15 protein-coding genes are annotated in these 11018 nt (G+C 36.6%); 2 read left to right on the top strand and 13 right to left on the bottom strand.

Annotation, left to right across the window (positions count from 1 at the left end):
* Positions 1-10: 10 nt before the first annotated feature.
* The 13 genes from EO127_RS08740 to EO127_RS05820 form a co-directional block, all read right to left on the bottom strand.
* Positions 11-178, bottom strand: coding sequence for a hypothetical protein (locus tag EO127_RS08740; RefSeq protein ID WP_164742306.1), 168 nt, complete (start codon positions 176-178; stop codon positions 11-13).
* A 44-nt stretch (positions 179-222) separates the two neighbouring features.
* Positions 223-624, bottom strand: coding sequence for a hypothetical protein (locus tag EO127_RS05875; RefSeq protein WP_127448543.1), 402 nt, complete (start codon positions 622-624; stop codon positions 223-225).
* A 61-nt stretch (positions 625-685) separates the two neighbouring features.
* Positions 686-1489 (bottom strand): hypothetical protein, encoded by an 804-nt coding sequence (locus tag EO127_RS05870; RefSeq protein WP_127448542.1) that lies wholly within the window; start codon positions 1487-1489, stop codon positions 686-688.
* A 10-nt stretch (positions 1490-1499) separates the two neighbouring features.
* Positions 1500-1913, bottom strand: coding sequence for a hypothetical protein (locus EO127_RS05865; RefSeq protein ID WP_127448541.1), 414 nt, complete (start codon positions 1911-1913; stop codon positions 1500-1502).
* On the bottom strand, positions 1910-2470 hold the full coding sequence (locus tag EO127_RS05860; RefSeq protein ID WP_127448540.1) for a hypothetical protein: 561 nt from the start codon (positions 2468-2470) through the stop codon (positions 1910-1912). The genes EO127_RS05865 and EO127_RS05860 overlap by 4 nt, the downstream gene beginning before the upstream one ends.
* Positions 2471-2473: 3 nt before the next feature.
* On the bottom strand, positions 2474-3061 hold the full coding sequence (locus EO127_RS05855; RefSeq protein WP_127448539.1) for a hypothetical protein: 588 nt from the start codon (positions 3059-3061) through the stop codon (positions 2474-2476).
* Complete coding sequence (locus tag EO127_RS05850) at positions 3058-3636, bottom strand: hypothetical protein (RefSeq protein WP_127448537.1); 579 nt, start codon at positions 3634-3636, stop codon at positions 3058-3060. Before EO127_RS05850 ends, EO127_RS05855 begins: the two co-directional genes overlap by 4 nt.
* Positions 3637-3639: 3 nt before the next feature.
* On the bottom strand, positions 3640-3885 hold the full coding sequence (locus EO127_RS05845) for a hypothetical protein (protein WP_127448535.1): 246 nt from the start codon (positions 3883-3885) through the stop codon (positions 3640-3642).
* Positions 3886-3938: 53 nt separating this feature from the next.
* Entirely contained in the window at positions 3939-4970 is a 1032-nt protein-coding gene (locus EO127_RS05840; protein WP_127448533.1) for a hypothetical protein, read from the bottom strand.
* 18 nt (positions 4971-4988) lie between these two features.
* Positions 4989-5924 carry a hypothetical protein gene (locus EO127_RS05835; RefSeq protein ID WP_127448532.1) on the bottom strand — a complete coding sequence of 312 codons (936 nt, stop codon included), beginning with the start codon at positions 5922-5924 and terminating at the stop codon, positions 4989-4991.
* Entirely contained in the window at positions 5890-7257 is a 1368-nt protein-coding gene (locus EO127_RS05830; RefSeq protein ID WP_164742305.1) for a phage portal protein, read from the bottom strand. Before EO127_RS05830 ends, EO127_RS05835 begins: the two co-directional genes overlap by 35 nt.
* A complete protein-coding gene (gene terL, locus EO127_RS05825; RefSeq protein ID WP_127448527.1) occupies positions 7245-8918 on the bottom strand; it encodes a phage terminase large subunit in 1674 nt (557 codons plus the stop codon). The genes EO127_RS05830 and terL overlap by 13 nt, the downstream gene beginning before the upstream one ends.
* Before the next feature lie 217 nt (positions 8919-9135).
* Positions 9136-9780, bottom strand: coding sequence for a hypothetical protein (locus tag EO127_RS05820; RefSeq protein ID WP_127448525.1), 645 nt, complete (start codon positions 9778-9780; stop codon positions 9136-9138).
* Positions 9781-9863: 83 nt separating this feature from the next.
* On the opposite strand from EO127_RS05820, the gene EO127_RS05815 reads away from it, so the two are divergent.
* Together EO127_RS05815 and EO127_RS05810 are read left to right on the top strand one after the other, a co-directional pair.
* Positions 9864-10397: a tyrosine-type recombinase/integrase gene (locus EO127_RS05815; RefSeq protein ID WP_127448523.1), complete on the top strand. Its 534-nt coding sequence runs from the start codon at positions 9864-9866 to the stop codon at positions 10395-10397.
* A gap of 61 nt (positions 10398-10458) precedes the next feature.
* Positions 10459-10752 carry a hypothetical protein gene (locus EO127_RS05810; protein WP_127448521.1) on the top strand — a complete coding sequence of 98 codons (294 nt, stop codon included), beginning with the start codon at positions 10459-10461 and terminating at the stop codon, positions 10750-10752.
* The last annotated feature ends 266 nt before the right edge of the window (positions 10753-11018 follow it).

Raw genomic sequence — 11018 nt, 5'->3', positions numbered from 1 at the left:
ATATCTCTCCTTAAATCATCCCCATAGCTTTTAAACCGTTGATTGCGTCAACGCCACTCATCGAATCGTTATCATTAAACGGTTTTTCTTTCGATTTTTCTTTCTTATCGTCATCCATTTCGTTGTTCTCCGCCAGTGCTATGGATAATGCTTCTAGCTGTGGAATTGTATACTCCATGATTGATTGACGTGTTTCGCTCGTATGCTGAACAAGGCTTGCTATTACATGATTAAACCCACTGTCTGCTTCGCTAGGTCTGTCTGTATCTTTTTTTTTAAACCACTAATTCCTCTAAATTTATCCAATATCTCAACTCCATTGGATACATCTACAATTTCCATTACACGCTTTCTATCAATATGTAGTGCTAATTCAAACAGTTCACACATTGCATTGTAAGCTGTAAAGTTAAGCATTGGTTTTCCATTGTCATTAAGCATTGGATTACCGTCTTTATCTTCTCTAATAGTAGGTAGATTTAAGAACAAATACATGTCATCTATTTTTGAAAACAATCTATCTACTCGTGGATAGTCTTTTAATTTCATAGGGTATATTCGGTATTCTTTCCCGTCAATTCCCACGTATATCTCTTGCGGTATTAGTGTATCGTTATCTGTCATAAGTTTGACCTCTCTTTATAATAAAAATAAGGGGGTAGACTTCCGCCCACCCCCTTCCGTATTAAACTGCAATGATTTCTTGTGCCATTTGCATAATTGCACCGTCAGTACGTGTAGTATCGTATACTACAGAAAATTCTAACTGTGGCGCATGTGCTGCTTGACGTTTATGGTCAATGTCAAGTTTACCTGTTGCTCGTGCTTTGTAGATTACAGTATGAATGCGAACTTTTGTACCATCACCCATTTCTACAGGATGAGATACGTGACGCAACTCAACATATTGCGGTACGCTCGCTGTTGTTACTGTTGCTGTACGTGCGTCTGTAGATGTGTACATTCCACTAATCGTAACATATTTGTTATCTAGTGTATCACCAAACTTGACTGCACCAGCACTTGTAATAGTAAACTCGCCTGTAGATGGTTCACCGTCTGTTTTCAATTTTAAAGATTGTGCGTTGATTGCACCACTTAAATCATCAGAAATAGTCACTCGTACTGTTTTAGGAATGACTGTTGTTTTGCCCTCGATATTGTACGTTTGACCGCTTACAAGTTTTGGTGCTACGGAAAAAATCAATTCTCCACCTTTGGATAACTTAGCACCATTCGTCACACCTAAGTAATCAAGATTGAATTGCGCTTCCGTAAAGGATACGTTTACTTTTTGTTCTTTAGGAATGATATAGATTGGTACAGGGGAGTCTCCACCAAATACATCCTCTTCACTCGCGCTGAAAGACAATTTCATGTCTTGTAATGTACCTAGGGTGATTGTTTCATATTTGCCATCCACAACACGTGTCATGACTGCTTCACCTACACCGTTAAGTACGAATTTCTTACCTTTTGCTTCTGCCATTTGTTGCTCCTTATGACCTTACTAGAGGTCTTGTTCTAAACATATATGCATATAAATTTTGATTCCCCGTTGATATACTTCCCTCGGAGAAAATAGTCATATCTTCATAATTTTGATATAAACAATCTTTGATTGCTAAATACAGCTTATCTATTTTACTTTGTAATCTACCGTATATTCTAAACTCAAGTGTAAACTGATTGACTTTATAATTCTTTGTGTTACTTACACTTGGAATAAATGCGTAAACAAAAAACAAAGGTGTTGTTTCATCAACTAAATCATCACTACCCAACACTCTTTTGATTTTCTTATTGATTTCCTCTACCGTTGATAAAGCTGTGATTCCTAAGAGTTCTCTAATTGCTTTATCTTGTTTAAACAGTAGAAATAGTTCGCTTTTTAATTCAACACTGTGTTTCATATATCCCCCATGAATGCACCTAGAATACTTATCTCTATAGATTCTTTGATTGCCTTATCCAATGCTTGCCCTAATTCGTCTTTCCAATGGATAATTTCTGTTTCAATAATGTGCATAGGTAGCTGTGGTTTGTATGGATTACTATGTTTTTCTAAATTGATACCTTTCATCCGACCTGTTGATTGATACCTTGCACCTGTAGGAGTATATACTGTACCACCTTGTTCACGCCCTAAGAATGCATTTCCCTTTGATAGCCTATCAGTATTAAATGTTTCACTTCCGATATAGTGCGAATATGCTGGGTTGCCATAGCTACCTAGTGTATCTGCTGTATGTGTTACCATAGCTGAACCACTGCCGTATTCTATGATAAATGCACCCATGCCACCATACTCAAGTTTTACCTCTATAGATTCACTGTCGCTTAAATAATTTACCGATATATTTCGTTCTGTAAAAATTCCCTGGTCTACTTCCGCCCACTTTTGAGATATTCGTTGATTGAGTACCTCAACGTACTGTTTTACAATAGATTCAATCTCTACCATATTCATAGACTACACCCTGTTGTCTTTTGAACACTGTAGGTATAAGAACGGTTGAAAGTCTGACTTATTGATACTATCAACACGGCTGTTTTCGCCATTAAGAACTATTCTGTCGCCTACATCGACTACAGTACAACTCGGTACGATGAACCGCCTTGTTGTTGTTGGCAAAAGTCCATAATCGAATAGGTGCATATGTGCTGATACATCCTCATAAACTACTGGATAGTCTTTATATCGTGTTATCTCGCTATTGTCTAGCTGTTCACCATATTCGTTATAATTCTTTTTGACGTCTACAATATCTATCGTACAATTTGTTTTATAGAACTCTCCTTTGTCACCCTGCATTGAGTTTGTTTTTGCCACTAGGAAATACATTGTACCGTTATCGTCTGTAATAACATCTCCCACATCAAATGCAGAATCTGTATCCATTAACCCCCACAACACATTATTAATAAGGAATCGTTTTGTGCCACGTCCGATACGTGTAAACATGATAAATTCATCATCTTTATTCTCACAGTGACATATAGTTCTATATCTTGCGAACATAGCTGTTGCACTAAACTTACTTCCGATACGTACACTCATAGCCTGTACCCCGATAATAACCGTCTAATCTCGCTAGTAATTACACTAGGGTCTGATAAAGAGAATCGTGCGTCAAGTGTAGTCATGGAGTCAAGATTTAAGAATGTTGCGCTTTGTGCTATATTCATCGCAATCATTGCACACGCCACCTTAATAGGCTCTGGTATTTCTTCATATCCGTATAGATAGTGAATTGTAATCTCTTTAGGTGTTGTTACACCGCTTATAACAGAATTAAAGCAACCCGATACATTCGGTGCGTATACATACCCTAGTTCATCGTAAGAAAGCAATCGACTATCTATTTCAAATTCTGTCATTCCGAAGTGACCACTTCCGCTGACTATTGCTTTAGTAATTCCTATGATAGGACTTCGCTTGATTCTCCCGATACCCTTACGATTAAACCTTACGGTTTCTGTGCCTACATGAACTCCAAACTTTGATTTTCCGTCAACTAGTCCGATGTATGCGTCAATCATAGATGAAGCGAATCGAACTTGACTCACGGTAACTGGTACTGCTTCACAATAGGCAATCATCTCATTTTCTGTCAAATACATCGACTGTGCCATTGACTACTCCTTTTCTTTCTTTTTGCCCTTAGCTTCTTCTTTTGGTTCTTCTGTGGATTCCTCTTTTGTTTCCTCTACAGTTTCTGCTTTTGCTTCTTTCTCAAGGACTTCTTCAAAAAGATGTTTAAACTCATCTGTAATATACTTAGCTGGAATCTCAACCATTCCATCAACAACGTCAAAAGCAACATTTGCAAAAGACAATGTTGTAACGTGCTTGTTTTTTAATTTAGCTTTTACTTTTTCCATATATACCTCAAATTAAAAGAGGGTGATTACTCACCCTCTGTCTATACCGCTGATTAAAGTTCAAAGGATACTTTGAAGTGTGCGCCAGCTTCTGCACCTTTAGCAATAATTGTATCGAATTGAACCGCTACATAGTCATCCACTAAAGTTTTGTTTAAACCCATTTTAAAGATACGTGGCTCGGATGAAGTCAAGTAGTGACGTTCAATAAGTTTTTCATTGACTGCGTATACAGTATGTTTTTTCTTACCACCAGTACCATCTTCTAACTTAATAAAAGGGTCAGAAATTAAAGGCAAGTCACCTTGAGATGTGCGGATAGTGTACACTTTAAAGCCAACACCTAATTCTGCACGCTCATCTGGACTACAGATTTGACGGTTTTCACGTTTAGCTTCGGATTTAATGATATAATCAATCGTTTGTGGATTGGCATACAATGCTGTAGGATATGCGTCAAAATCTAAGTCAGATTCTTGTAACGCAATTTGAGAGATGATTTCATCTGCTACATATTGCATGTCAGGGGTCAATGCTTCATTCAATTTTACAGGTTTAGCAACTTGACGTTCTTTTTTGATTTGCGTTTTTAAACCAACATATTCTGCGGAATCATTAGAGTTTAAATCTGTAGCTGCACCGTTCCAAATGGAATTATTTTGCGTACGGCGTAAGTCAACAATCATATCTTTCATGTCTTTGTCAAGTAATGCTTCCATAACGCCTTGTTGTTTTACAAGTTCAGAATCGAATAATGTAAACTTAATTTCAGATGTCAAGGCTTTCAACATTGCGGACTTTTCAACACGTCCATAATCTTCATCAAGTGTATCTACACCATAGTTTCCATTTGTACCACCGTTACGTGGATTCACAAATTTTGCATTTTTAGCAAATTTAGTTTGTTCCCAATAACGTGTAGGGTGTCCTGTCGCTGGTACTGGTTGGATACGGTTTAAAATTGTCACTCGACGGTCAACCAAATCCAACATACCTTCTTGGAATTTAGGTAACTCGACATAGTGACCTTGGTTATAATCTGCTACTGTTCCAGCATTTACGAATCTTGTATTTTTTACTGCCATTGTTTTATTCTCCTGTAATTAACCGTTAATAGATTTAATGAATGCATTAATCATTGCGCCATAATTGTCATACTTAACATTTGACGCTTCTACAAATTTTGCTTTAGTTTTTAAGTCACTTGTTACTGTACTAGCTTTTACATCCTCTTTAGGTTCTTCTTCTTTTTCTTTAGAAGGTTCTTCTTTGGATTTTGCTTCAACTGTTTTCGCATTAGCTTTTAAGCTGTTGTTTTCCTCTTCTAAGGCTTTGTTGCTGGCTTGCAATGTTTCGATTTGTGCTTTGAGTGCTTCTAACTCACTTGCTTGTTTTTCTTGTTCTTGTACTTCATTAATTTTTGCCATAATAGAGTTTGTTACTTCTTCCATAAAAGTATTGCGTTCTTCTTGTGTCATAATCTCCTTATCTTTCTTGCTTGCACTAAGTGTTTCAATATATGTATCACTGTAGGCAGCACAATTTTTAAATAACATACTAACACCCGTAAATTCGACATCACGGATGATTAAGCCCTCTTCAGTTTCCTCCCAATCGTTAAATGACGCCTCAATAGAAAATCCCATAGATTCCATTGTGTTCCTAATGAATTGAGAAATGTCTGAAAAGTCTCGCTTATAAATAATTCCGTCTATCTTGAGTTCATTTCCCTCGATGTATGTATTTTCAACAACACCTATTTTGTTTCTAGGGTCATGACCATCAAATTGCCAATTTGCTTTTCCCCACTCATCCCACACGCAATTAATACCCATAAGATTCATTGTTTCTAGTGATTTCTCACATTCTGACTTTTCTAACAGAATTTTTTCCCATACACTTCCATCTGGTACGCCGTCACTGTATTGGTCTAAATACATAACTGTAGCCGTGAATTTCATCTTATTAGAGTGGCTTTCAGTTTTGACTGTAAAATCATTTCCACTAGCCTGTAGGGTTATCGTCTGTTTCTTGCTCATCGCTTTTCTCTCCTTTCTCTAAAGATTTATCATCAACTACATTTTCTGTAGTGGAGTCAATCTGTGCTTGCTGTTGTGTTACCGCTAGACTTGTTGCCAATTCGTTTTTATATTCTGACAATCTCAAGTCACCTTGTTCGATTGGCGGCAACTCGATAGATACAACACCGCTGAGTAACAATCGTGCTTCATTGAAAGTTATCATGTCGCTATCGACTAGCTTTTTCACACGGTCTACTGTCGCTGTCTGTTGACTAGCTGTCGGTGTATAAATGTATCTAAACTCAATCTTGTTAGATAATCCCAACGTATCAATCACGTGTTTGTTAATCGCACGTTCGATTACCTTAGACCACGGTTTGATAGTGTACTCTAGCATGTCGCTATCTTTTTCTGCTGTAGTACTTCTATCGTTTGATATTGCACTACCTAGTTTTTCTGGTGGAATGTTAAACGCCGTTGCAATGATTTGGATTAACATTTTCTGCCACGATAAGCATGTAGCTTCATCTCCGATAGGACTCGTTTGTACCGACTGAACGTCTTTCCCCGAAATAACGCCTAGAGTAGTAGACCCTTGTAAAGAGTTCTCGATGTATGCTCTTAATCTATCTAACTCTTCTTGACCTACGGCTTCACTCATGACTAATAAGTACTTAGGCATACCGTTGCCAGTGATTTCGCTTGCATACTCTTGGATGTCCACTAGATAACGAATATGATTGTATGCTGTCTGCATTGGCGAATGTCCAAAATCATCGTATGTAAAATTCGTACGTTGAATCATTGCGACTTTTTCACCTGTATAGAATGCTTTCTGACCTGTCTCTAGTGCCTGTGCATATCGATATTCTTTTGGATTTCCACTCCAGTTTTCTACTAGTTCGATTGTTTTTGAGTCGATAGTAAACAAGTGTAACGGCTGTGGATTATTCTTAACTAATTTCTTTTCAAAAGTTGCTTGGTCTAAGACTAACAAGTCATCGATTAGCTTACCGATAAACTGTTCATAGTCATCGATACAGTTCGGATTCTGTATAATATTTCTTACAAGTTCTATCTCTTTTTTATGTACCTTGCCATCTACTGATACGATTTCATACGGTAGATTTAAGATACCCTCTCGAATTTGGTTGATTGCACTTCTAGCAAGTGGAGTTTTGGATAAGGCTCTGAGTTCATCGAACGATAAACTGCGTTTCATAGCTGTAGTGAAATATCTTGTACCGCTACCACTGCCAAAGTACCCTAGAGGAATGGATTGTACTGTATCACGTTTTACGAACGATGTCGCCCATAGATACATTCGCTTGAATACGTTTATCTTCTCCACCCCCTTATCATTTGATTAAACATATCTTGTTTCTTAACTGCTGTACTCGTAAAAAAAACACTAGACTTTGTATTAATCATTTGATTGATACATCGTTCTAGTGCGTCAGGACCATCATCATGGTCTTTTGGAAAGTTTTTCAATTGTTGTATTAGGACTGTTTGTCCTTGATTAAATTTTAAATAGCCTTGTTGTATCTTTGGTGCTAAACTTCGGATACGCAACGGTTTTGAATCACCTGTGCTACTTCTAGCGCTTATCCAGTTTACATACAAGCCCATGTTTCTACACGTCTCTTGTAATGTCTTAGAAAAGAACTCTTGGAATACGTTCTCTTCGACTATAAAGCCTGTGATTCGACCGCTATATTTGTCCAAATAGCCGATTAAGTCACGAATGATTATGTCGGGTGAACGTCTACATATGTCTGCTTCTAGGATATACAAGAAATTATCCACACCCCGACCAACAAATATGATTGCGGATGTGTCACCTGTACGGCTTTTACCCATAGATACGTCAACACTTCCATATATCTCTTTAAGCTGTGGTAGTGTTTCATAGTAGTTCCTCTTTATCCATTCTTCTTTAAATATACGGCTATCCTCTGTCATAGGATTGTTTTGATACTCACTGTTAAATGCGTCATCGTCTTGCAATTTGAGTACCATTAATTTGTAGTACCAGCTTCTACGGCTTTTCTCCATGCGTTCATCGTGAGATATTTTCTGATTAGCAAATAAAGAGTAGTCTCTACCGCTCCACATTATTTCAACGTCTTTCATCATTTCATCTGCATTATCACAAAAGAACTGGTAGGCTTCATCCGAAGGATTATCTCTCGATAAGTCATTAAATATATCTCGCCACTCATCCCATAGTGGACTGCTGGAGAATTGGTCTACAGCACGATATAACCTGCGTGACCAATCGTTGTATTTGGATTCTGTTAGTACTTTATATAACAGTGATTCATAATGTAGTACTGACCCAACGTATAGAAATACTGTGCGTGGATTGCCAATAGGCATTAATACTTTCATGAACCAGTTATACAGCTTTTGACGTTGTGATTCTGTTTCAACGTTTTCGTCATTCTCTAAATCGTCAAGTATTACAACCTCTGGTCTAATGTTCTTGTACGATGAACCACGTAAGGACTGTCCACTCGATTTTGAAATCACGTGTATGTCATTTCCTGTAATGATTTCATCCTCTCGCCATTTTTCGTCACCTACTAAAATACCAAAGTCTTTTTTCAGTTCTACGTTATCTTCTAATTCTGCTTTGATAGTCTGAATGTATTCTTTGGATTGGCTGGATGTATCTGCTATCAGCATGATATTTCGCCTGTATCCATAGCATATAATCCATAGAACTGCTGCTACTGATATAATACGTGACTTACCATGACCACGTGGTGCTCCTCTGACAAATTTATTATGTAATCCGTCAAAGTTTAATATCATGTTTTCTACGTCTTTAAACATGTCGATGTGAAAATTACATAAGGGGGCTGAAAATATATGTGGAAAGTAATGCGTGGCAAAAAATTGAAAATCATTTGCCCCTTTATCTCTGTTTGTTACTTCATCGACTAACTTTGTTTGTCGCTTTTGCTTTATGGTTGTACCTAACACATCTTCTAAAATATTTGCCACTCATTCACCTACTTTCTATGCTTTTCATATATAATGTAAAAAAGTCTTATTTTGTCAACCAAAAGTTTTAAAAAATACAAAAATTTTTATATAGATTGATAGGAATCCTATAATAAGTCTGTAAATTTAATATTTTAAAACTTAGTCTTAATTAAGTTTCTAAAAATGCCATTTTAAATACTTAATCTGATGTGGATTGTTGCGTTGAACTATATTTCTATACAGTATATTTTGTCTCAAAATCCATGACTTTCTCATACGCTGATAGTAATACTTTATTGCTTTTCATGTCAGATACTACTTCCTCGTATATATCGGGACTAATACGTCTTACTGTTTCTAACACTTCTTGCACAATCTCTGATAAAGTCTGTAGATTATATACTTTATCTTGTAACAGCTGGATTTGTTGCAATATAGACTGCTTACGATTGATATATTTCTCGTAGTCCTTATTGAGTTCTTGCATACGTTTATACAATGTGGCAACATCATTGGCGACTAATACCTCTTGCGACAAATCATCAAGAAATACTTCTAGTAGCGTCATTTGGTTTTCTACTGCAGTCAATAACCGCTTGTTTTCGTTATACGTATTGATTATTTCATCACGTTTGTTTACGCTCATTTGTTCTTCGATGTTGGCTTTACCCCAGCTTGATACAATCTGTGGTGCTATTGGCTTGCCTTTCATTTCGGGTTGTTTATTGATTTCTTTTGCAATGCTTAGATACGACAACCCTTTGGCACGCAATTGGCGGATATAGTCTCCTAGTCCATATTTATCAATAATAGAAATAGGTCTAGTATCGTGCAGATGAACCTTAATAGGTTTTATTTCTTCTACATTTAGTTTTGACAATATATTCACTCCTTTTAGTATTGACATTTTATAATAAATTCTGTTATAATTTACGTAAAGTTATTTATTAAAGGAGACATGCAATGAAAACAGTACAACCAATTAAAGACAAAGATAAATTAAATCAAGTTATCGACAATCTAGGCGGTATCCGTAACAAGATGTTATTCCGCTTAGGACTTAACACTGGTCTACGTATCAGTGACATCTTAGACTTGAAAGTATCTGATATTAAACGTACAATAGAATTACAAGAACAAAAAACAGGGAAAATCAAACGTTTCCAGTTATCTGATTCGTTCTATAGTGAATTGCTTGAGTATATTGAAATGTACTGTAAAGGCGAATGGTTATTCCCGTCAAAGACTGGTGAACCGTTAAGCTATGCACAGGCTTACAAGATTATCAAAACTGCTGGCAAAAAAGCTGGTGTTGATGACATTGGTACACATACAATGCGTAAAACATTTGGATATTACGCCTATAATGTACTCAAAGTACCTATTGCCTATATCATGGAAGCCTTGAATCATTCTAGCGAATCACATACACTCAGATACATTGGCATAACAGAAGATGTTATGAATGATACCGTGTACGGTAAAATGGCGTTATAACGTAAAAATGACCCTGCTGAATTTCACAGGGTCTATTTTCACATAAAGGAGGAAAATTTATATGTTTGGTATCTTGCTGATTCATGCTGCCTATGCAGTCTTGATGTATTCCTTTAGCTTTAGAATCATGGTGATTCCACATGCTGTATTTGTTGCATTGGCTGGAATCTATATGATTGTTGAAAAAGGACTTATCATTGCGCCTATTTTATGTTTTGTGTACTCATTTTTTGCCATCCTATTGGCTATTAGTGATGAAGCCACTTGGGATGATGGTACAGGCAATGAAATGATTTGGTTTTGGGTATTCTTCTGCTCTGGACTATCCTATGTTATCTATGAGTTTCTATACTAGGCTATCATATAGATACAATCTATAGTTTCCAAGTCAAAGCATACTATTGTAGATTATCTTATATGTAAATGTACCATATAGATACAGTCTATAGGCTTTGTCGTGATACAGTCTCTATGACTATCTATAGATATATCATATAGGAGCAAGTCAAGGTAAACTGTTATAGGCTATCTAGTAATTACAATCTAAAGACCAGCTAAAGGTGTAATCTATAGATTCTATCTCTACGATGTATCTATAGGTTACATCTTTTAGTTTTATCT

Source organism: Veillonella sp. 3310 (assembly GCF_003999875.1).
Lineage (GTDB): Bacteria > Bacillota > Negativicutes > Veillonellales > Veillonellaceae > F0422.
Note: the sequence above shows the minus strand (reverse complement) of the source record. Positions and strands in the feature narration are given on the sequence as shown.

Excerpts from the sequence above, each read along its gene's own strand:
- EO127_RS05835 (WP_127448532.1), bottom strand. The coding sequence starts at position 5,924 with ATGAGCAAGAAACAGACGATAACCCTACAGGCTAGTGGAAATGATTTT.
- EO127_RS05875 (WP_127448543.1), bottom strand. The coding sequence starts at position 624 with ATGACAGATAACGATACACTAATACCGCAAGAGATATACGTGGGAATT.
- EO127_RS05840 (WP_127448533.1), bottom strand. The coding sequence starts at position 4,970 with ATGGCAGTAAAAAATACAAGATTCGTAAATGCTGGAACAGTAGCAGAT.
- EO127_RS05850 (WP_127448537.1), bottom strand. The coding sequence starts at position 3,636 with ATGGCACAGTCGATGTATTTGACAGAAAATGAGATGATTGCCTATTGT.
- EO127_RS05860 (WP_127448540.1), bottom strand. The coding sequence starts at position 2,470 with ATGAATATGGTAGAGATTGAATCTATTGTAAAACAGTACGTTGAGGTA.
- EO127_RS05810 (WP_127448521.1), top strand. The coding sequence starts at position 10,459 with ATGTTTGGTATCTTGCTGATTCATGCTGCCTATGCAGTCTTGATGTAT.
- EO127_RS05815 (WP_127448523.1), top strand. The coding sequence starts at position 9,864 with ATGAAAACAGTACAACCAATTAAAGACAAAGATAAATTAAATCAAGTT.
- EO127_RS05870 (WP_127448542.1), bottom strand. The coding sequence starts at position 1,489 with ATGGCAGAAGCAAAAGGTAAGAAATTCGTACTTAACGGTGTAGGTGAA.
- EO127_RS08740 (WP_164742306.1), bottom strand. The coding sequence starts at position 178 with ATGGAGTATACAATTCCACAGCTAGAAGCATTATCCATAGCACTGGCG.
- EO127_RS05845 (WP_127448535.1), bottom strand. The coding sequence starts at position 3,885 with ATGGAAAAAGTAAAAGCTAAATTAAAAAACAAGCACGTTACAACATTG.
- EO127_RS05865 (WP_127448541.1), bottom strand. The coding sequence starts at position 1,913 with ATGAAACACAGTGTTGAATTAAAAAGCGAACTATTTCTACTGTTTAAA.
- EO127_RS05855 (WP_127448539.1), bottom strand. The coding sequence starts at position 3,061 with ATGAGTGTACGTATCGGAAGTAAGTTTAGTGCAACAGCTATGTTCGCA.